Raw genomic sequence first — 21,451 nt, 5'->3', positions numbered from 1 at the left:
ATACCCATTTCAAAGTCTGTCTAAAATTGGGAGCATACGTCCACTATTTTTGTCGCAATATGGCAAGCAATAAGAAACAGTTTCACCGTGCTTGACGATATCATTGCGATATCAGCATAAAAAAAAGCCCTCGATTATCGAGAGCTTCTTTCTGTTTATAAAATTATTCATCATTTCTACGAGGTTGCTTCCGTAAAAATGCAGGAATATCAAAATCTGTTGCTTGTTGGTTGGAACCATGGAATGAAGACATATTCGATCTTGGATTCGCTGGTTCAGGATTAGAAACTCCAGGATTGATAGGTCTTCTCTGCACAGGTTCTGGTGCTGGTTTATGCTCAAATCCAGTAGCGATAACCGTTACCATGATTTCCTCTTTCAATTCCTCATTAATCACTGCTCCGAAAATCATATTCACATCAATGTCTGAAGCTGAAGCCACAATATCAGCAGCCTCATTCACTTCGTACAAAGACAGATTCGTTCCACCCGTAATATTCATTAGTACGCCGCGAGCACCTTCAATCGATGTTTCCAAAAGTGGTGACATGATTGCTTTCTTTGCTGCTTCTGCTGCACGGTTTTCACCAGTTGCAACACCAATGCCCATTAAAGCTGAGCCACGCTCCGTCATAATCGTCTTCACATCAGCAAAATCGAGGTTAATTAGACCTGGTACTGCGATCAAGTCCGAAATCCCTTGTACACCTTGACGTAGAACATTGTCTGCCGCGCGGAATGCTTCAAGCATCGGTGTCTTTTTGTCAACAATCTCAAGAAGTCGATCATTTGGAATTACGATCAATGTATCTACTTTTTCTCTAAGAGCAGCAATACCTTGCTCCGCCTGAAGAGAACGTTTACGACCTTCAAAAGTAAATGGTCTTGTTACAACACCAACTGTCAGCGCGCCACACTCCTTGGCAATTTCAGCAATTGCTGGAGCTGCCCCTGTACCAGTTCCGCCACCCATTCCCGCAGTAACGAATACCATATCTGCACCGCGCAATGTATTCATAATTAATTCGCGTGATTCTTCCGCAGCCTTCTTACCCACATCTGGGTTGGCTCCTGCTCCCAAACCACGAGTCAGTTTATCACCGATCTGAAGCTTATGCTCGGACTTTGCCAAATGCAGTGCTTGCGCGTCCGTATTAACTGTAATAAACTCCACACCTTGAACACCATTCTCGATCATTCGGTTTACAGCATTACTACCACCGCCGCCAACACCGATGACTTTAATTTGCGCGAGTTGATCCAAATCAAGTTCAATTTCAAACATTAATAGTCATCCCCCTACTTCACATTCGCTTGTACATCGGTTGTGGATTATCAAATGAAATCTTTAACCAAGTTTTTCATGCGTTCAAACCAACCTTCTTTTTTAACAGAAGCGGTTTTTGAGACTGTTTTCGTCACTGTTTTTTTATTTTGAGATAAATGGCGATTTCGGATGTTCTTGTGTACAAATTGAATGATACCCACACCACTTGTGAAACTCGGGTCACGGACACCAATGTATTCCGGTGTTGCGATTCGAACGGATGTTGCAAGTTCAACTTGCGCAATCGATAGCATACCAGGCATGGACACAGCCCCACCTGTCAATACAAAACCACCTGAAGCATCGCCATATCCAAGCCGATGTGCTTCCGCACGAATCAACTGAAAAATTTCCTGCGCACGTGGCTCTACAATGTTCGCCAAGTCGATTTGTGAAAATTCCTTTTCCACGTTACTACCCATACGAGTCACCTTGAACACCTGATCTGCTGCCGCATCATCGACAACGGCACAAGCATATTTCAACTTGATTCGATCTGCGATATCCATTTGTGTATGAAGTCCATATGCGATGTCACTTGTAATGTATTCGCCACCAATGGGGAGAGTGGAAGTTGCTACCAAATTTCCAGATTCGAAAACAGCTAGAGTCGTAGAACCAGCTCCAACTTCAACAAGAACGGTTCCTACGTTTTTCTCATCCTTCGTTAAAGCTAGTTGTCCAGAAGCCAGCGACATTAAAATTAAGCCGCCAACATGCAAGTCTGCTTTCTCTACAACACGCTTTAAATTATGTATGCTTGTCTTCGCTCCGGTGACAATAGTAGCTTCGACTTCTAGTCGGACTCCAATCATTCCCCGAGGATCTTGTATTCCTTCTTGACCATCAACTAAATACTGCTTCGGCACCACGCCAATAATTTCACGCTCAGGAGGCAATGCAATAACTCTGGCTGCTTGGATGACACGTTCAATATCATCTTCGCCAATTTCTCTGTCCTCGTTCTGGACAGCTACAACGCCATGAGAGGATTGCAATGAGATATGATTACCTGTAATTCCAACATAAACTTCGGATATTGTTATGCCAACCATTCGTTCGGCATGATCAATCGCATTGCGAATCGATTGTACAGATTGATCAATGTCAACTATAGCCCCTTTTCGAATACCCTCAGACTCAGCCGATCCTACTCCTATTATATTAATGGAGCCATTAATGACCTCTCCAATAATAGCGCGAACTTTGGATGTACCGATGTCTAAACTCACAATGATGTCATTGCCGCTCAAGCTTTGGCACCTCCTGCACTTAATGTGTTAAATTATCTCACACCTTAATTCTTGTTGTATTCAACAAAAGTATCCATTTCCCTTTTTCCATAATTATTCTTCGCTAGTTTTGAAGATCAGCAAATTCTTTTTTTGGAATGAATTCCTAGTTAAAGCACTACATAATTACCATTTTATCATTCTTTTCATAGATTGAGTAGTGCTAGTCCTTTTTTTTGCTATATTTTTACGAGCCAACTGCCTCACATTTATTTGTCAAACAAATCATATTTTTTCAACATAACTATTGACCTGATTTATGAGTTGTTGATGGGGTTGGCGTCGTCTTTGCTGCTGTACGATTAGGTTTCGGTGTTGCTGTTGGTGGTTGTGAAGAAGCACCTTTCTTCGCACTCTTATCATCTTTAACCTGATCCTTAGCTTGATCCTCTGTTTTATTCGTAGACTGCTCGTCCTTCTTAGAAGAACCATCAATATCAGCGTAACTATCGACTTCAAGCAAGGTCAAACGCCTTGAACTTAAGTTATTTTCTTTTAAATTCTGAATGTAAGCACTCAAATACTCCATTTTATCTGGAAAATAACTAACTGTTGTAATGACTTCATAGCCTGATCGTGTGTATAGCTTAATCTTATCCGGATACGCCTCTGTTTGTTCGAAAGGTTTGATCTCCGAAATCTCATAGAGAAAATTGGAAGATAAGGCTGCTAACATTTTACATAGCTGATCTTTGCTTGGATCATCCTGTGAGAATCCTGTTAAGAATGGTTTGTCCACAATAGACAATAAGCCTTGCGTTGAAACTGCTGTCCCATCTGCAAGTACGAATTGTGTGCGCCCGTCTGCGCCAAATTGAAACGCAACTTTAGGATACTCTTCGACCTGAATGACAATGGATCCTGGAAAATGTTTACTTACTTTCACACTCGATATCATCTTCATTTGCTTAATTTTCTCTTCTACCTCACTGGAGGAGACACCAAAAAACTGATTCTCAATTTGTATCCCAGAAGCTTTTGTAATATCTTCGCTTTGAACAAGTTGATTACCTTCCACTTCAATTTTGGATACTTTACTGAGTGGTGACCGGAAAAATAACAGAAGTAATAAGGCTGTAAAAAAAAGTACCAAGAAAACAAGCAGTTTGCGTCCCCTTTTTCTTGGTGGATCAGAGGGTGAAAGGTTCGGCACCGTAGGCATTCTCATTGTTTCTCGCAAAAAAGACACCTCCGTTGAAGTATTTGCCAAATTAACCAGCAAAATCAAACTTCTATTAACCTTATCACGTTTTTATCGGTTAATAGGAAGTATTTTTTAAGTCGCAATGACGAAAAAAATCCTTGCGTCCCTTCCTATTAGCAGAAAGGGACTTGGGGATGTTAGTCATCTTGTATGAGATCGCCTTATATAAGAACAGCGTGTCGGTTCATATTGGCACCTAGTTCGTTAAACATTTGCTCAATACGATCATAACCTCGATCAATATGATGAATCTGTTCGATAATCGTGGTTCCTTGTGCAGCTAATCCAGCAATGACAAGGGCTGCTCCAGCACGTAAATCCGTTGCCTCTACCGTCGCACCATAAAGCCTAGGTACCCCACGGACAAAAGCTGAATTCAAATCAACACGGATGTCAGCACCCATGCGGGCAAGTTCGTCAACGTGTTTAAACCGACCTTCAAAAATTGTTTCTTTCATCACACTGAGCCCATCCGCTAGTGAAAGCAAGACCATCAATTGAGATTGTAAATCAGTCGGAAATGCTGGATGTGGTGCAGTCACGACTCTTTCTATCGATTTCGGCCTGGTCAATGCGCTTACTTGTATTATATCATCGCTGATGTGGATTTGCACACCAACACGTCTGAGAACATGGATGAGTGATGTGAGGTGTTGTGGACAAACACCATGTAGCGTAATGGATCCTCGGGTAGCTGCTGCCGCTACCATGCAAGTACCTGTAACGATACGGTCAGGGATGATCTGGTATGAACAGGGCTGCAGCATGCTAACCCCACGAATCGTGATCGTGTCGGTTCCCGCGCCAATGATGTCAGCACCCATCCTATTAAGGAAGTTTTGCAAATCTTGAATTTCCGGCTCTCTAGCAGCATTCGTAATGACTGTAATCCCTTCTGCCATCACGGCAGCCATCATGATATTTTCCGTTGCCCCGACACTTGGGAAATCAAGAAAAATTTCAGCACCTTGAAGTCCATCTGTCTCACATTCAATGGTCTCTCCATGCTCTTGTATACGAACACCAAGTGCTTGCAAACCCTTTAAATGTAAATCAATTTTTCGTTCGCCGATGGCACAGCCTCCGGGTTGATACAATCGAACAAAACCGAATCTGGTCAGCAGTGGTCCCATTAGAAAAATGGAGGATCTCATTTGCCTCATAAGCTGCTCTGGAATGTGCGAGGAATGGATTGTGGATGTGTCTACACTAACAACACTGCCCTCCTGCTCGGCTCGACAACCGAGATCACGGAGAATTTGCAGCATGACCCCTATATCTAGCAGCTCCGGAACATTGTGCAGGACATGTGTTCCTTCCGCCATAATGCTTGCTGCTAGAATAGGCAGCGCGGCGTTCTTTGCGCCATGGATTCGGATGGCTCCCGATAGAGGTCTCCCACCTTCGATAACCAACTTCTCCAATGTTTCACCTCCGATTTACTGCTCACCCACCATCAATACTTCAGGTATAAGTTTGATACCCTTTTGTGTCAATATCGTATCCTGAATTCGAGCAATAAGGGTGAGCACATCTTCGGCTGTCGCATTCCCTGTGTTCACGATGAAATTCGCATGTAAGGTCGATACTTCGGCTCCGCCAACCCGTAACCCTTTTAGACCTGCTTCTTCGATCAACTTTGCAGCAAACGTACCTTCCGGATTACGGAAGACGGAACCTGCACAAGCTGCTGACAAAGGCTGCGTCCTAAGGCGTCGATCTTTATTCGCAGCTAAAGCCGCCGCAATTTCTTTACGATCTCCAGGCTCTAGCTGAAACACCGCCTCAAGGACAATGCCAGGTTCACGCTGCAGTCTGGAATGACGATAAGCAAATTCAAGATCGCTTCCTTGCATGATTTCCACTTCACCCGTGGACATGAGCACTTCAGCCTGTTTGAGAATACGTGACACATCGGAGCTATGTGCTCCTGCGTTCATGTAAACGGCTCCCCCCACCGAACCGGGTATCCCACCTGCAAATTCTAAACCCGTTAGCCCTTCTTTACCTGTCATTACGGACAATTTAATCAAGGAATAAGCTCCGCCCGCATAAACAAGTGTATCATCAAAGTGTAACGTATCTAGCAATTTCCCAAGTTTAATGACAACACCACGAACACCTTTGTCAGAAATTAACATGTTCGATCCTTTGCCAATAACCATCCACGGAACCTGATGTTGATGAAGAATCCGTACCGTTTCAATGAGCTTCTCTTTGCTTTCTGGAATTAAGAAGACATCCGCCGGACCACCAATCTTCCATGTTGTATAGGGTGCAAGTGTTTCTTGGAAACGAATCTCACAAGCATTCGCTGCTTGCAAGTCAGATATATAGTCGTGCATGGGAAACCTCCTTCACAGAACATGAGCGCATATGCGAACAATAGAATCGACTAGATGAAATAAAGTACATCACTCGATTTTTAGCCTGTTAACATACGCTTCGATGTCTGTCACGGTTATAGTGTAGTTTATGTAAAATCGGATAGAGTGTGACAAATGCCTATAAACACATGATATTAGGATTTTCGAATAAGCTTTTGCATTTCATTTACAAATAGCTGAGCGGAATTGGATTGCCCCATTTTTCGTGAGGCATGAGCCATCTCCTCAATGCGAAATGCAGAACCTGTAATGTGTTCGACGCTAGCAAGCAAGCTATCTGCTTGCAAATCTTTTTCAAGAATCATATGAGCAGCACCGCCTTCAACAAGCATGCGAGCGTTATGTTCTTGATGGTTGTTCGTCACGTAAGGCGATGGAATAAGAATCGCTGGAATGCCTAAAGCGGTAATTTCCGCAAGGAAAGATGCCCCTGCACGCGACACGATCAGCTTCGTCGCTGCAAGTACTTCCGGCATGTTGTGGATATAGGGCACAACATGCACATTACGCGGCACAGCGCCCTCTGCGCCGCCAATCGCGGTTACGGCAGCCTCATAATGCGGCTGGCCGGTAATGAACAGAAACTGCAGCTGCGGCAGTTTCGAGGTTTGCGAGGCGATTCCAATCATCGCCTCGTTCAGTGCTTTCGCTCCCCGCGAGCCGCCAACGACGACGACCAGTTGGGCGTCGTCTGGCAAGTTCAGGGAGCGTAAGCCTTTGAGTCGGTCGGCCATGACGACCGACGTCGCACGCGGATTGCCGGTATAGACGGCATTCCGCGCTTTAGGGAACCGGGATTCGGTTCCCTTAAAGGACACCGCTACGGTTGAAACGTAGCGACTTAAGAACGCGTTCGTCATTCCCGGAATGACGTTCTGTTCGTGCACCATACTTGGAATGCCCAGCTTCGCTGCTGCATAAAGAACAGGGCCACACACATAGCCACCTGTCCCGATCACAATATCAGGTTTAAATTCACGAAGCATCTTTTTCGCTTCACTCACACCACGGAAAAACCGTGCGACTGTCTTCACATTATCAAAAGAAAAAAGCTTCCTACGGAAACCGGAAATTTCAATAGCCTTAAAAGGCATAGTAAGCTTGGAGTTCGCGACAATATCGCGCTCCAAGCCTGAATTCGTGCCTATATACAAAAATTGGGACTGGGCATCTTCTAGAAGACATTGCTCCGCAATAGCCAACGCCGGATAGACGTGACCGCCAGTACCTCCTCCACTAAGTACGACGCGCACAGCATTCACCTCGAATATCGTGATATGTTAAGTAGTACACCTAGAGAGGTTAGCATCAGCGTCAACGATGAACCTCCTGCTGAAATAAAAGGAAGTGTAATCCCTGTTACGGGGAACATTCCAATCACAACACCAATGTTAATGATGACCTGCACAGCCACCATGCCGACTATGCCAACTGCCAGCAAGGATCCGAATGTATCCGGTGCTGTAATTGCAACTCGCATCCCTCTCCAAACGAGTATCATAAAGAGTAATAATACAAATGATCCTCCAATAAAACCAAGTTCTTCTGAAATAATCGAGAAAATAAAATCAGTCTGTGGCTCAGGTAAGTAGCTATACTTCTGACGACTCATCCCGAGTCCAAGTCCAACTAACCCACCTGGACCAATCGCCAGTAACGATTGAATGATTTGATATCCCTCATCAAGTGGATACTTCCATGGATCCATGAACGCGACAATCCGATCAAGTCGATACGGCGCTGCAATAATGAGTCCGATAAATCCCATCACTCCCGCTATCGCAAAATAGGAAAGGTGTCGCAGTCGTGCACCAACAATAAAAATCATGAGTACTGCAGTTCCTACCAGAACTACACCCGTACCAAGATCAGGCTGTAGCATAATGAGTCCAAAAGCCAGACCAACCAATCCAAGAGGCGGCAATAAGCCTTTCGTGAACTCTGTAATTCTGGATTGTTCCTCGGACAACCATTTTGCCAAAAATATAATGATACCCATCTTTGCAAACTCAGAAGGTTGAATCCCAAATGAACCAATCCCGATCCAAGATCTCGCACCGCCTCGAATGACACCAATTCCCGGAATCAATACAATAACAAGGAGTGCGAAACAGAGCAATAAGATAATTTTGGCATACTTCTTCCATAACCAATAATCCGTGTTCATCGTAATAAACATGGCGACTACCCCGAGCACAGCAAATAATAACTGCCGTTTGAGGTAGAAATACCAATCGCCATACTGATGAAACGCTAGTACTGCCGAAGCGCTGTACACCATAATAACGCCAATAACTAAAATCAATAAGGTTGTGATAATGATCCAAAAGTCTGGAGCAGAGCGAGCTTTCCCCATAAAACACCTCGTACATTGGGTTTTAAGGCTCTTCTCAGCATCTTGGATGCTTCAGCTTGTCCGATCCGAACACTGCCGCTAGATAGCTTGGCTGAAAAGAGCCTTTCTACAGGTTATGCACGGACTCCTTAAACATGCGTCCTCTTTCCTCAAAAGATGGAAACATATCCCAAGATGCGCAAGCAGGTGACAATAATACAATATCTCCTTCTTCAGCAAGTGTCCAAGCTTCCTGTACCGCGATAGCAATTGCTTCCTTCGCGTTATCCCCATTATCGACCGTTTTAACAGCTGTTAGCCCTGCTAGCCTTGCTACTTCATTGATTTTAAGTCGAGTCTGACCTATCGTGACAAGTCCTTTGACTTGTTTACCAAATACCGGTAGAAGCTCCATATAGTCCGAGCCCCGATCCAGTCCGCCAGCAACTAGCACAATTCCACCTTTGAATGCCTCTACTGATTTGATCGTTGCCACTGGATTTGTCGCCTTCGAATCATTATAGAAAGTAACTCCTTGATGTTCTCTCACATATTCCAGACGATGCTCCACACCACGAAATTCTCGTAATACCTTTGCAATAGATATAAGATCCGCTCCTGCACGAATGGCGATTGCTGAAGCTGCCAATGCATTCTCAACATTGTGTTCACCGCGTATACCTAATTCATCCTTATGCAAGATAACATGAGCTTTTCCATCTAGGTCTCGATAGATCATTCGCCCACTTTCGGCTTCCACATAAACTCCATATGTAAGTTCTTCCTGCATCGAAAAAGGAAATACATGACCTTGAAGCTGAGGCACGATCTTACGACAAGCTGCTTTATCCCAATTCAATACAGCTGTATCTTCCTTTGTTTGCTGTGCAAAAAGCTTTGCTTTCGAATTTGTGTAGTCTTCCATATCACCATGGTAGTCGAGATGTGTCTCATACACATTTAAGAGGCATGCAATGCGTGGTTTAAACGTAATCGTACCTTTCAACTGGAATGAGCTTAGCTCAACAACCATCCAATTATCAGCTTGCGCTTCCTCTGCAACTTCACATAAAGCACGACCAATATTTCCTGCTACAATCGGCTTCAAACCGCTTGATTCTAGCATTTTCCCTACCAGAGTAGTAGTTGTTGTCTTACCGTTAGAACCTGTAATTCCAATCATTGGCGCTTCACAAATCGGATAAGCGACTTCGACTTCAGTCACCACATCAATACCCAGTTCCTGTGCTCTCTGGATAGGTGGGGCTGTATAAGGGATCCCTGGATTTTTAACGAGTAATTTCACTTGTTCATCCATTAAATCATCTGGATGTCCGCCACAAATCACTTGAATGCCCAATTCTTCTAATTCTGATGCCTCTGGACATTGATCCCGATCTTTACGGTCGTTAACTGTCACAACAGCTCCTAGGCGATGAAAAAGCTTAGCCGCAGCAACACCGCTTTTGGCCAAGCCCAATACGACAATTTTTTCTCCTGCATAATCACGCGGATGCTTCATTTGTTACAACACCTCATTAATGTATAATCCACAAGCTGCCGCTACAAGGCCGATGAACCAGAACGTAATGACTACACGCCATTCTGACCATCCTGACAACTCAAAATGATGATGGATCGGACTCATTTTAAACACACGCTTACCTGTTGTTTTAAATGAGATTACTTGAATTACAACGGATAACACTTCCATTAGGAAAACAAAACCAATAACAGCTAGCAGCAGTTCCGCTTTTGTAAGAATCGCGACTGCAACAAGTCCCCCACCAATACCAAGAGATCCTGTGTCTCCCATGAATACTTTTGCAGGATGCGCATTAAACACGAGAAATCCAAGTACAGCACCAACCATCGCTGCCGAGAAAATAGCTACTTCTGGTTGTGTATTGTTCATTGCAATAATCGTGTAAGCACCAAAAGCCAATGCACTTGTTCCAGCTAAAAGACCATCTAACCCGTCAGTTAAATTGACTGCATTCGTCGTGCCGAGCATCAAGAACACCATGATAGGGAAATATAACCACCCCAGATTAAATGAGAAATCAAGAATCGGAATACTAATCGCCATGGAATGATCCATTTTAACAAGCAGTATACATACAATCGCTGATACGATTAATTGACCAATTAACTTTTGTCTAGCTGTAAGCCCTAATGAGCGTTTAAACACAATTTTAATATAATCATCTAAAAATCCGACTAACCCATAACCAATCGTAGCAATGATCAACACGAAGAATGGCATCGTTTTATCAGAGAATTGCAGCACGGCAATCGATAAGGCAAGCATAATAATAATGCCACCCATTGTTGGCGTACCTTGCTTCTTGAGATGTCCCTGCGGACCATCCTCACGAATTGTCTGGCCAAATTTCAGCCTGCGCAAAAGTGGGATAAATAATGGTCCCATAATAATAGATAAGATAAATGCAGTTCCCAAGGTAAATAAAACGACTTTCAATTCCACGTTGTGCTCCTCCTAAAAACATCCAATAAAAATTTATGATTGTAGTAACGATTGAACCACTTGTTCTAGCTTCATACCACGAGAGCCTTTCACTAACACAATATCTGTTGGCTGCACAACTGCACGAAGCTTCTTAACCAACTCTTCTTTGCTTGTAAACTCATGTACATGTTGACCCGAGAACTTCTTCCTTGCACCTTCAGCTATATATTGACTTAGAGCCCCATAGGTGAAAACCATCGAAATTTGATCTGGATCCAGTAAGGAACCAATCGATCGGTGGTACATCTCCTCTTCAGGTCCAAGTTCAAGCATATCACCCAGTACAACGAATTTGCGCTCGTAGCCCTCTAGTTCGTGCAGCAATGTAATTGCAGCTATCATGGATGCAGGGCTTGCATTATAAGCATCATTAAGCACAGTAAGACCGTTATCTGCTTGCAGCTTCTCAATACGCATGCTTGTCATTTGCACCGATTCAAGGCCCTCTGCAATGTGATCATCAGACACACCAATGGCTTTGGCAACTGCAATTGCAGCCAAAGCATTCGTAACGTTGTGTGCTCCAAGTAATGGAATATATAAAGAGGTATTCGGCAGCTTATTAGCTGTAAATGAAATACCACTTTCTTTCATCTGAATATGCAGCGGATAATAATCATTATCGTCTTGCACACCAAAACGAATCCGATTCATATCGCGTGACAAAACATCCTGCTCTTGCAGAACCTCATCGATAAGGGGCTCATCACCGTTATAAATTAAGGTTCCTCCTGACTTAAGACCTGCTATAATTTCCACCTTTGCTCTAGCAATTTCTTTGCGTGAACCCAGTTGCAGCAGATGTGAATCTCCAATCATCGTAATGACGGTCAAATCCGGCTGTGCAATTGTGGATAGCAGTTCAATCTCACCACGTTCACTCATGCCCATCTCAAGTACAGCAATCTCCGTATCTTCCTCGAGCGATAACAAAGTCATAGGTACTCCGAAGTGGTTATTCAAATTCCCCTTCGTCTTATGTACTTTGAAAGTTGTTGCAAGGACAGAGGCAACTAAATCCTTGGTCGTCGTCTTCCCATTGCTGCCTGTAATGCCAACAATCTTAACAGGAAGCTGCTGACGATAGCTTGTTGCAAGCTGCTGCATCGCTAACAATGTATCTTCTACGAAGATCAAATTACAATCTGCTGGAGGGTTATCATGATCCTTTTGCCAAAAAGCAGCTACTGCCCCTTTTGCAATGGCGTCTTTTACATATTCATGACCATCAAAGTTTGCACCGATTAAAGGAATAAACAAACATCCTCGCTCGATCGTACGTGTATCCGTAGAAAAGCCATTTATCATCAAATCAGGATCAATATTGATTGTTGATCCACCTGACATGTTCACGATTTCACTTAACGTACGTTTTATCATTGGACTTTGCTCCTTATCGCATCTCTCGCAATCACGCGATCGTCAAAATCATGTTTAACTCCATTCACATCCTGGTATGTCTCATGCCCTTTACCCGCTATCAATACTACATCTTTAGGGCCTGCCTCGGCAATAGCCTTTTGTATCGCTTCTTTACGATCTACAATAAGTTCGTATTGATTGGATGGCAGATTAGCCTCAAGAAGACCTGGTACAATATCTTGTAAAATTTGATCTGGATTTTCAGTTCGTGGATTATCCGATGTGACATAAAGATAGTCGCTTAATTCTGCTGTCACTTTTCCCATTAAGGGACGTTTGGTACGATCCCGATCTCCTCCGCAACCAAATACAGTGATGACCTTACCTTCCGTGAATTCTTGGATAGTAGATAGAGCGCTACGTAATCCGTCCGGAGTATGCGCATAATCAACTAACACTAAAAAGTCCTGTCCAGCATGGACAACTTCCATCCGACCATCGACTACGCTCACATTCTCTAAGCTATGCTTAATTTCGTGAAGAGGCACACCCTCTACTAAAGTTGAGGCAATTGCACCTAGAGCATTATACACATTAAATTTACCAACCAATTTCATTTGAAATTTAGCCTGACCTGCAAATGTATGAACCATAAACTCAGTGCCGTTAGCTGTAATACTAATATCTGTCGCACGCACATCACATGGATGATCAATCCCATAGGTGATCACTTGTGCTGCTGTTGCCTCACTCATTCGCTTATAAGCTTCGTCATCACGATTTAAAATCGCAAATTGACGCTTTGAAGGGTCTTCGCAATACGTATTATTCATACGACCGAATAATAAGGTTTTAGCAGCGTGATAGTTATCCATCGTCTTATGATAATCCAAATGGTCTTGGGTTAAATTAGTAAATAAACCTGTACGGAAATGAACCCCTTTTACACGCCCCAATTCCAAGGCATGAGAGGATACTTCCATAACACAGTAATCCGTACCTACTTCACGCATTTTACGCATGGATCGTTGGATTTCTAAGGCTTCCTGCGTGGTACGCTCCATTTCAATATACTCTTGACCAATTTTCATTTGAATGGTCCCCATGAGTCCAGTTTGGAAACCTGCATCATGTAGTATTTTTTCAATCAAATAGCTAGTTGTTGTTTTCCCATTCGTTCCCGTAATACCAATCACCTTCATCTCGGTGCTTGGATAGTTAAAGAAATGACTCGCTAGGACTGCCATGGCATATCGAGCATCCTTGACGATCAGTTGTGGAACAGTTACATCAAGTAATCGCTCCGTAACAAGTGCAACCGCACCGCTTTTGATTACAATATCTGCATAGTCATGCCCATCATGGACAAAACCCGGTATACAAATAAATAAATCCCCTTGTTTCACCTTACGTGAATCGGTTTGGATGCCAGTGATGAGTGTGGATGAGTCACCAATAAGTTGACCAATCACAAGTGTTTGAGCAAGTTCCGATAGTTGCATACCATTCCTCCAAGTCCTAGTGCATCCTCATTAGGGATTGTTTTCCTAAAATAATAGTATATGCACTAGTATGTACATTTTTCCAGCAAAATCAACTAATGTCTCATTCAATTGCCGGATTGATTAGATAAGTATACACGAATCGTGGACCCACGGTCTACTCTAGTCCCAGCTTCCGGGACCTGAGATATTACGGTATTACCTTCACCTGATTTAGCCAGATTGAAATTCTGATTCAAGTTTTCGTAAATATCGCTGACCGTCATTCCAACGAGATTCGGTACCTCAACAATAGGCACTTCATCTGGCCTATAGTCTTTAGGCAGTTGATCCTTACTTGGTTCAATTTTCATATATTTAAGGGAATCTTCCAAGATATTCTTCACAAGTGGAGCTGCAATTAAGCCCCCAAATTGAAGACCTTGTGGATTATCTACGGCTGCATAAACAACAACCTTCGGATTGTCTGCTGGAGCAAAACCAATAAAAGATACAATATGCTCTGTAGACGAGTATCGTCCATTAACAACCTTTTGCGCTGTACCTGTCTTGCCGCCTACACGATAACCATCGATAAAGGCATTACGTCCTGTTCCTTTCGCAACAACGCTTTCCAGTGTTTCACGAACTTCCTTTGATGTTTCCTCACTAATCACGTTACGAACAAGTTCAGGCTTTATCTCTTCTACGACTTTCCCTGTCTTGGGATCAATCCACGCTTTACCGACATGCGGCTTGAACAATTTCCCACCATTGATCGCTGCAGAAACAGCGGCAATCTGCTGAATAGGAGTAACGGATACACCTTGACCAAAAGATGTTGTAGCAAGTTCTACAGGGCCCACTTGGGACGGTTTGAACAAAATTCCACTTGCTTCGCCGCCCAGATCAATTCCTGTTTTCTTCCCAAAACCAAATCGATTGATATAGTCAAACAATGTATCTTTACCGAGCCTTTGACCCATAACGACAAAACCTGGATTACATGAATTTTCTACGACTTGTAAAAATGTCTCACTCCCATGTCCGCCTCTTTTCCAGCAATGAAGCTTAGAGCCCGAAACATCGATGACACCAGAGTCATAAAAGTGCTCATTCTTAAGATCGACTTTCTTCTCCTGTAAAGCAGCTGCAAGTGTAATAATCTTAAATGTCGAACCTGGTTCATAGGTCATCCAAATGGGCAAGTTCCGATTATACAGCTCGGCTGGAGATTCCCGAAAATTCGCTGGATCATAGGCTGGACGCGAACCCATTGCTAATATTTCACCATTGTTCGGGTCCATCATAGTCACAATTATATTCTCTGCTTGGTATTGGACCATCGTCTGATCCATCGCACGCTCCACAATGGCTTGCAGACGACTATCAATTGTCAGTTTTAAATTCATACCATCTTGTGGCTCGGTATATTTCTCCGATGAACCTGGCATCGCTCTGCCTACTGCATCTGCATAATAGGAAATGGAGCCCTTAATTCCCGTTAACCCTTTTTGATATTTACTTTCTACACCCGTTAAGCCACCATCAATTCCTGTTACACCGAGAATATGTGCTGCTAAATTACCCAAAGGATAGAAACGTTTGCTATCTTCGGCTACAAATATGCCTGGTAGTCTTAGGGCGCGAATTTCTTGTGCCTTTTCTTGTGTAATTTTACGTCCAGCTGGCTGGACTGTATTCGAAATTTGTTTTTTGGTAATTTGCTTATAGATCGTTTCTTCCGTTGCACCTAGAATGCTAGCGAGCTTAGCAGCAGTATCTTTCGCATCCTTAAGTTGCGATGGCACAGCGACTATAGTAGGCGAAGAAATGTCATAGGTTAGCTGGGTTCCATTCCGATCAAGAATATCTCCTCGTTTCGCAGCAAAATTAATATTGCGACGCCATGTATCCTCAGCCATTTTTGTAAACTCTGAGCCTTTCCAAAGCTGAACGTAACCTAATCGAAAGAGCAATGCACCGAATATTATCGTTCCAACAACAAGAGAAATAAATAATCTGCGTCTAACCGTCACCCCAGAAGCTTTCATATGCGAGGCCCCTTCCTACAAAAGACATGATCGTTTTCTTCATGCCTATTCGGGACAAACTGGGGTTATGACAAGCCTATGCGATTAGATGCTATTTTTTCGTTTTTGGCTTATTATCTTTTTCAGGCGGAGGAGAAGGTTTATTTTTCAACTCCTCTGGTGACATAAGTTCAAGAACGAGTGTCTGCACAGGACCTTCCCCCTCTAATCTCTGAGAGGCTACATACCCTTCACCTGTCACTTTATAGTTCATGCCAAGGAACGAGCATATTTCCATTGCTTCGCGTAGTGACTTGCCTGTTAAATCTGGAACGCTTATTGTATTCGTTGATTGCATCGCGACATAGACATGCTCAGAGTCACTAACCTCCATGCCTGGTCTTGGGTATTGTGCAACGATTTTACTGCCACTTCCTAACGGTTCCAGAACAATATTGGTTGACTTCAAAGCCTCTTTTGCCTCATCGATGTTCATATCACTTAAATCTGGAATCTTCAATTTTTGCTTTTCCACGTTATCAATCTTAATGACACTATTAGTGGAATGTACACCTAAATATTTCATGGTTTGAGTCATAATCTCTTTAAAGGCAACAGGTGCAACCTCTTTCGCTTGATGGAAATCTTTTACAGCTTCATCTGCAATGACGCACATGACCACTTTAGGGTCTTCAATCGGCACGTATCCACAGAAAGAAGTGATCCAGACGTTCTCTGCATATCCCTTCTTGCCCTCAATTACTTTATTCGCAGTACCTGTTTTACCTGCTACTCGAAAACCCTCCATAGCAGCCGTTTTACCTGTTCCGTGTTCGCCCGTTACGACATGCTCCAAATACTCACTCGTTTTCTTGGCAGTCGCTTCTGATACGACTCTTCGGACGACTTCTGGTTCCATTCGCTGAATTACCTGGCCAGTCTTACTGTCTAATACTTCTTTTACAACATGCGGCTTCATTAGATTCCCGCCGTTTGCAATTGCACCAAAAGCAGCCAACTGCTGAACGGTTGTAACTGTGACCCCTTGTCCGAAAGTAGATCGCGCAAAGTCAGACGGATATTTCATTGGTAATGATCCACTTAATTCTGCAGGTAAATCAATGTTCGTTTTCGTGCCGAAACCGAATTTCAACATGTAGTCTTTCAACTTTTCATAGGTCATTTTTTCTGTTCCTAATTTAACAAACGCGACATTAGAGGAATATTCCAGTCCATCTAGATAAGAAATCCTTCCCCAACCTACTTTATTCCAATCATTAACCGGTTTACCTTGTACTTGGATCGAACCCGATTGATACGTTTCGTTCGGATTAAACACCCCTTCTTCAATAGCCCCTGCTAACGTCACGATCTTATAAGTAGAACCTGGTTCGTATTGGGCAGAGACATTAAGATTGGTTAAGTCACCCGCATTCTTGAAATTCCAGTATTCATTCGGATTAAAGTTCGGATAAGTCGCCATCGCGAGTATTTCCATCGTCTTCGGATCGGCAGCTACCGCCGAAATACTCTTAGGATGCCATTTGTCGTACATCTTGCTTAGTGCACTTTCCATATAGAATTGGATGTTCTGATCAATAGTCGTACGAATCGTTTTCCCATTGACTGGTGGCTTCATATCAACTTTGGCATTCATCAGCTCAACACCGCGACCGTCTGTCTGGGTCTTTAAATGCCCCGGTTCTCCAAGCAGTGTATTGCGCATCATATATTCGAGTCCTTGTACAGGCTGATCGTCTTTATTCGTGTATCCAATTACATGCGCTGCAAGAGATCCACCTGGATAATAACGCTTCTTATCCTCTGTAATCACGATACCAGTATTATCGGCTTTTCGTTTTTGCTTCTCTTTCAGTTGTTTGTCAAGTGCATCTACCTGATCTTTTTTCGCTTTATCAATTCTCCAGCCTTCACTTCGAATCTCCACGCTTTGTAAAAACGTATCATCTTTTTTCTTCGTAACAAGCGTTCGAATTTTTTTCTCCAATTCTGCGCTGCTGTCATTTGGATCTTTTAAAATTTCAGTTAATCCTTTAATGATGTCTTCCCCATGACCATTTTCATTAATCATCTTAGGATTCACAGAAATGCTATATGCAGGTACATCCTCTGCAAGGACTTTTCCGTTACGATCTAGAATCGCACCACGTTCTGGCTTGAGCACGCGGTTAATATCCCATCGCTCGGCTGCTTTTGATTGTAAATCCGCGGCTTGAACGACCTGTATCCAGTACATGCGTCCAGCCAAGCAAAGAAAAAGGAGGGTGAAGACCCCCCCAATTAACAACGTCCGAATTCGTGTCGTTTTAGACATTTCCCCTCACCTCACCTATGGCTTAATTGCTGTGCCTTGTTTGGCGGGTTTCCCCGTTTTTTTATTCCCTGTATCAGTTGCTGTCTTTGATAACGATTGACTAAATCCTAGTTCTAGTGCCTTTTGCTGCAGACGTTCTGGGCTTTGCAAGATTTCCACCTGCTGCCTTAACGTGCTTGCTTCCGATTGCAAAGCTTTAATTTTCTGCTGTGTATCTTTAATACTCATACTCGTTTGATACAATTGCGTATATCGCCACATCACGAGCACAGAAACGATGGCGATTAAGGCCACACAAGCAAGGCGTGTCAATTTCACTTTTGTTGGAATCGTTGACACGCGAGGTTGCTGTTTTCTAGATGGGTATGTCTGTTGTTTAGTTGTTTTTTTCTGTGTTTGTGGCACTACCTTGCGCCGTTGCGGGCGTTTTTTCTCATCAAGTGCTAAATTCCCCTGATAATACGCCATTCGTCATCTCTCCCCTTTCACACTAGAGCTTTTCTGCAAGTCTTAACTTAGCTGAACGTGCTCGCAAATTATGTTCGAGTTCTTCCTCGCTTGGAAGAATTGGTTTCCGATTGATAAGTTTAAGTACCCCCTCATTCTGACAAACGCATATAGGAAAATCTGGCGGGCATGTACACTTCGATACATATTTGGCAAATGTCAATTTACAGATCCGATCTTCTAATGAGTGAAACGTAATAACGGAAGCCCTGCCTCCAGAGCTTAAACAACGAACTGTCTGCTCAAGCGCATCTTCAAAAGCGCCTAGTTCATCGTTCACAGCAATGCGCAGTGCTTGAAAGCTGCGTTTAGCAGGATGACCGCCTGTCCGGCGAGCTGCAGCAGGAATGCCTTCTTTAATAAGCTCTACAAGCTGGCTTGTCGTCTCGATTGGACCTTTTTCTCGTGCATCTATGATTGCAGATGTAATACGTTTAGCAAACTTCTCTTCTCCATACGCATACAATATACGTACAAGTTCCCCAGCTGGCCATTCGTTCACAATTTGCTTCGCGGTTAGCTCACTGCTACGATCCATACGCATATCAAGCTCGGCCTCCTGATGATAAGAAAAGCCGCGTTCTCCCTCATCAAGCTGCGGAGACGATACCCCTAAATCGAACAAAATACCGTCCACTTGCGGCTTACCTGTTACCATTGCTTGCGGGATTGTTGTTAAGATAGATTCTAGCATTCGGAAGTTAGACTTCACGAGTTGAACGCGATCTTCATAAGGAGCAAGCACTTGCTTCGCATTTGCAAGGGCAACATCATCTTGATCGATTGAGATTAGTAATCCATTCGGACCTAGCTGAGAGGCAATTAATGCACTATGCCCCGCTCCGCCTAGTGTGCAATCGACATAGATTCCATCGGGTTTAATATTTAAGCCTTCTACAGCTTCTTGTTTAAGCACTGTTATATGATGAAACAAAGTAATGCCTCCTAAAAGCTTTTGAAAAAAGCGTGATGTTATAGATCAAAATTGAAGTCGACAAGCTTTTCGGCAATTTCGTTAAATTCATTTTGTGATTGCTGGAAATAGTTTTCCCAGATCGCCTTATTCCAAATCTCTACTCGATTGGAAACACCGATAATGGCGCAATCTTTTTCCAATTGCCCATGTCCAATCAAGTTGTTAGGCAAGTTGATTCTACCTTGTTTATCGAGTTCACATTCGGTAGCTCCAGAGAAAAAGTATCGTGTAAATGCTCGAGCATCTGATTTCATTAAAGATAAGGCTTTGAGCTTTCCTTCAAGTACGGTCCATTCTGCCTGTGGGTAAACAAACAAACATTGGTCTAGGCCGCGAGTGACAATAAAGGATTCTCCGAGAGCTTCACGAAACTTGGCAGGAATAATAATTCTTCCCTTTTCATCGATAGAATGAAGGTATTCCCCCATGAACATGACACAGCTCCCCCTTTCTCCCACTTCCCACCACTTTAAACCACTTTTATTGTCATTCTTCATTAAAACAAAAAATCCTGCTTGTTGGAAGCAGGATTACAAAAAAACATTAATAACCTTTTATTATGTTTTTTCTGCTAATTGTCTTTAGACGCGTCCCCCTTGTGTCTGCCGTCCATTTTATCCTTATCGGATTCCATATCTTGTGTTGAGGAGCCCTGATCATCTGTCTGATTATCTGATGCTTCCTCACCCTCTTGTGATTGTATAACGTCTGCCGCATTATCCTTCATATTCTGATACCGCAAATCCATTTCAAGCCGTTTACGTTTATTTATCTTACGAATCCATATCCAGCAAGGAATCACGATGATAGCTATTAATACAATGGCGGGTAATATTGACGTCAGAACAACAACGAGACCTTTTAAGAAAGTAAGTACACCCTTGATGGATGAGGTAAAAGCATTGGCGATTTCATTACCGAATGTATCCTTGTTTGGATTGACCGGGGCTGGATTATTATTTTGATACATCCGAAGCTGGATGGTAGAGTATGCTACATTCTGATCCAGGAAGTTCTTACGACCCTTTATTCGTTCAATCTCTTCTTGTACTTTACCAAGTTCCGTTGAATAAGCTAACAGCTCATCACTTTTCGTTGCCTTCTCCATAAAGCTGAGCAGACGTGCCTCAACAGTTTGTTTCGCTTTTAAACGTGCGGTTAAATCTACATATTCCTCACTTACATCTTGCCCCTTTACACTTCGCTGCATGGACGGGCTAATGGTCTCTAATTGATCCAACAAGGAGGAAAATTCGCCAGCGGCTATTTTAATCGTAAATGTCCCGCTGATCTGAGAGTTGGATGTACTTTCATTAAAATCCAGAATGTAGCCTCCACTGGCTGCAACCAGTTCTCGAAGCTTGGATTGAGCCGTATTATATTCTTTCACTGGCATTTCTAAATCTGCTTTATAGATGATTTTACGTGACACATCTTCTTTGGCTTGTGAGGCAAGTGATGCTTTACCTGAAGTTGCTGCAGCGCTGTCTGCTGTTTTACTTGTTGTTTGTCCCGAATTCTCATCAGATCCATTGCTCGTTCGTTTGCCGTCTGAAGGCACGGGCGAGCATGCTGTTAACCCAATGAATAGGACCATTGCCAACAGCACACTACTTGTATAACCTACACTTCTTCTCAACCACCTTTTCATTTTTATCGACCCTCTCTCTTTTTTATAGAAA

17 protein-coding genes are annotated in these 21,451 nt (G+C 43.1%); all 17 read right to left on the bottom strand.

Features of this window, described 5'->3' with window-relative positions; translation table 11 throughout:
- Positions 1-163: 163 nt before the first annotated feature.
- The 17 genes from ftsZ to ACSBOP_RS07305 all read right to left on the bottom strand — a co-directional run bounded on the left by ftsZ (position 164) and on the right by ACSBOP_RS07305 (position 21,420).
- Positions 164-1,285: a cell division protein FtsZ gene (gene ftsZ / locus ACSBOP_RS07385; protein ID WP_442603777.1), complete on the bottom strand. Its 1,122-nt coding sequence runs from the start codon at positions 1,283-1,285 to the stop codon at positions 164-166.
- Between the two features lie 50 nt (positions 1,286-1,335).
- Positions 1,336-2,580: a cell division protein FtsA gene (ftsA, locus tag ACSBOP_RS07380; RefSeq protein ID WP_442603776.1), complete on the bottom strand. Its 1,245-nt coding sequence runs from the start codon at positions 2,578-2,580 to the stop codon at positions 1,336-1,338.
- 283 nt (positions 2,581-2,863) lie between these two features.
- Positions 2,864-3,799: a cell division protein FtsQ/DivIB gene (locus ACSBOP_RS07375; protein ID WP_442603775.1), complete on the bottom strand. Its 936-nt coding sequence runs from the start codon at positions 3,797-3,799 to the stop codon at positions 2,864-2,866.
- A 185-nt stretch (positions 3,800-3,984) separates the two neighbouring features.
- A complete protein-coding gene (gene murA, locus ACSBOP_RS07370; protein WP_442603774.1) occupies positions 3,985-5,247 on the bottom strand; it encodes a UDP-N-acetylglucosamine 1-carboxyvinyltransferase in 1,263 nt (420 codons plus the stop codon).
- A gap of 15 nt (positions 5,248-5,262) precedes the next feature.
- Complete coding sequence (gene murB, locus ACSBOP_RS07365; protein ID WP_442603773.1) at positions 5,263-6,168, bottom strand: UDP-N-acetylmuramate dehydrogenase; 906 nt, start codon at positions 6,166-6,168, stop codon at positions 5,263-5,265.
- Positions 6,169-6,344: 176 nt separating this feature from the next.
- Positions 6,345-7,463: an undecaprenyldiphospho-muramoylpentapeptide beta-N-acetylglucosaminyltransferase gene (murG, locus tag ACSBOP_RS07360; protein ID WP_442603772.1), complete on the bottom strand. Its 1,119-nt coding sequence runs from the start codon at positions 7,461-7,463 to the stop codon at positions 6,345-6,347.
- A 5-nt stretch (positions 7,464-7,468) separates the two neighbouring features.
- Complete coding sequence (gene spoVE, locus ACSBOP_RS07355) at positions 7,469-8,566, bottom strand: stage V sporulation protein E (RefSeq protein ID WP_442603771.1); 1,098 nt, start codon at positions 8,564-8,566, stop codon at positions 7,469-7,471.
- Between the two features lie 106 nt (positions 8,567-8,672).
- On the bottom strand, positions 8,673-10,067 hold the full coding sequence (gene murD / locus ACSBOP_RS07350) for a UDP-N-acetylmuramoyl-L-alanine--D-glutamate ligase (protein WP_442603770.1): 1,395 nt from the start codon (positions 10,065-10,067) through the stop codon (positions 8,673-8,675).
- Positions 10,068-10,070: 3 nt separating this feature from the next.
- Positions 10,071-11,033 (bottom strand): phospho-N-acetylmuramoyl-pentapeptide-transferase, encoded by a 963-nt coding sequence (gene mraY, locus ACSBOP_RS07345; protein WP_442603769.1) that lies wholly within the window; start codon positions 11,031-11,033, stop codon positions 10,071-10,073.
- A 33-nt stretch (positions 11,034-11,066) separates the two neighbouring features.
- The gene (locus tag ACSBOP_RS07340) at positions 11,067-12,455 is read right to left on the bottom strand and encodes a UDP-N-acetylmuramoyl-tripeptide--D-alanyl-D-alanine ligase (RefSeq protein ID WP_442603768.1); all 1,389 of its coding nucleotides are present in this window, start codon (positions 12,453-12,455) and stop codon (positions 11,067-11,069) included.
- A complete protein-coding gene (locus ACSBOP_RS07335; protein WP_442603767.1) occupies positions 12,452-13,939 on the bottom strand; it encodes a UDP-N-acetylmuramoyl-L-alanyl-D-glutamate--2,6-diaminopimelate ligase in 1,488 nt (495 codons plus the stop codon). The genes ACSBOP_RS07340 and ACSBOP_RS07335 overlap by 4 nt, the downstream gene beginning before the upstream one ends.
- Positions 13,940-14,046: 107 nt before the next feature.
- The gene (locus ACSBOP_RS07330; RefSeq protein WP_442603766.1) at positions 14,047-15,972 is read right to left on the bottom strand and encodes a stage V sporulation protein D; all 1,926 of its coding nucleotides are present in this window, start codon (positions 15,970-15,972) and stop codon (positions 14,047-14,049) included.
- Between the two features lie 91 nt (positions 15,973-16,063).
- Positions 16,064-18,286 carry a penicillin-binding transpeptidase domain-containing protein gene (locus ACSBOP_RS07325; RefSeq protein WP_442603765.1) on the bottom strand — a complete coding sequence of 741 codons (2,223 nt, stop codon included), beginning with the start codon at positions 18,284-18,286 and terminating at the stop codon, positions 16,064-16,066.
- A gap of 15 nt (positions 18,287-18,301) precedes the next feature.
- Positions 18,302-18,754, bottom strand: a complete 453-nt coding sequence (locus ACSBOP_RS07320; protein ID WP_442603764.1) for a hypothetical protein — start codon at positions 18,752-18,754, stop codon at positions 18,302-18,304.
- Positions 18,755-18,776: 22 nt separating this feature from the next.
- Positions 18,777-19,727, bottom strand: coding sequence for a 16S rRNA (cytosine(1402)-N(4))-methyltransferase RsmH (gene rsmH / locus ACSBOP_RS07315; RefSeq protein WP_442603763.1), 951 nt, complete (start codon positions 19,725-19,727; stop codon positions 18,777-18,779).
- Positions 19,728-19,765: 38 nt separating this feature from the next.
- Complete coding sequence (gene mraZ / locus ACSBOP_RS07310) at positions 19,766-20,203, bottom strand: division/cell wall cluster transcriptional repressor MraZ (protein WP_442603762.1); 438 nt, start codon at positions 20,201-20,203, stop codon at positions 19,766-19,768.
- A gap of 137 nt (positions 20,204-20,340) precedes the next feature.
- Positions 20,341-21,420, bottom strand: coding sequence for a DUF4349 domain-containing protein (locus ACSBOP_RS07305; protein WP_442603761.1), 1,080 nt, complete (start codon positions 21,418-21,420; stop codon positions 20,341-20,343).
- Positions 21,421-21,451: the final 31 nt, after the last annotated feature.

The organism is Paenibacillus sp. KN14-4R (genome assembly GCF_052180255.1).
In the GTDB taxonomy this organism is placed as follows: Bacteria; Bacillota; Bacilli; order Paenibacillales; family NBRC-103111; genus Paenibacillus_AM.
Note: the sequence above shows the minus strand (reverse complement) of the source record. Positions and strands in the feature narration are given on the sequence as shown.

Bases quoted from the DNA above. Each gene is read 5' to 3' on its own strand.
- mraZ (WP_442603762.1), bottom strand. From the start codon at position 20,203: ATGTTCATGGGGGAATACCTTCATTCTATCGATGAAAAGGGAAGAATT.
- ACSBOP_RS07330 (WP_442603766.1), bottom strand. From the start codon at position 15,972: ATGAAAGCTTCTGGGGTGACGGTTAGACGCAGATTATTTATTTCTCTT.
- ACSBOP_RS07335 (WP_442603767.1), bottom strand. From the start codon at position 13,939: ATGCAACTATCGGAACTTGCTCAAACACTTGTGATTGGTCAACTTATT.
- ACSBOP_RS07305 (WP_442603761.1), bottom strand. From the start codon at position 21,420: ATGAAAAGGTGGTTGAGAAGAAGTGTAGGTTATACAAGTAGTGTGCTG.
- ACSBOP_RS07340 (WP_442603768.1), bottom strand. From the start codon at position 12,455: ATGATAAAACGTACGTTAAGTGAAATCGTGAACATGTCAGGTGGATCA.
- ftsZ (WP_442603777.1), bottom strand. From the start codon at position 1,285: ATGTTTGAAATTGAACTTGATTTGGATCAACTCGCGCAAATTAAAGTC.
- ACSBOP_RS07320 (WP_442603764.1), bottom strand. From the start codon at position 18,754: ATGGCGTATTATCAGGGGAATTTAGCACTTGATGAGAAAAAACGCCCG.
- murB (WP_442603773.1), bottom strand. From the start codon at position 6,168: ATGCACGACTATATATCTGACTTGCAAGCAGCGAATGCTTGTGAGATT.
- ACSBOP_RS07325 (WP_442603765.1), bottom strand. From the start codon at position 18,286: ATGTCTAAAACGACACGAATTCGGACGTTGTTAATTGGGGGGGTCTTC.
- spoVE (WP_442603771.1), bottom strand. From the start codon at position 8,566: ATGGGGAAAGCTCGCTCTGCTCCAGACTTTTGGATCATTATCACAACC.
- murD (WP_442603770.1), bottom strand. From the start codon at position 10,067: ATGAAGCATCCGCGTGATTATGCAGGAGAAAAAATTGTCGTATTGGGC.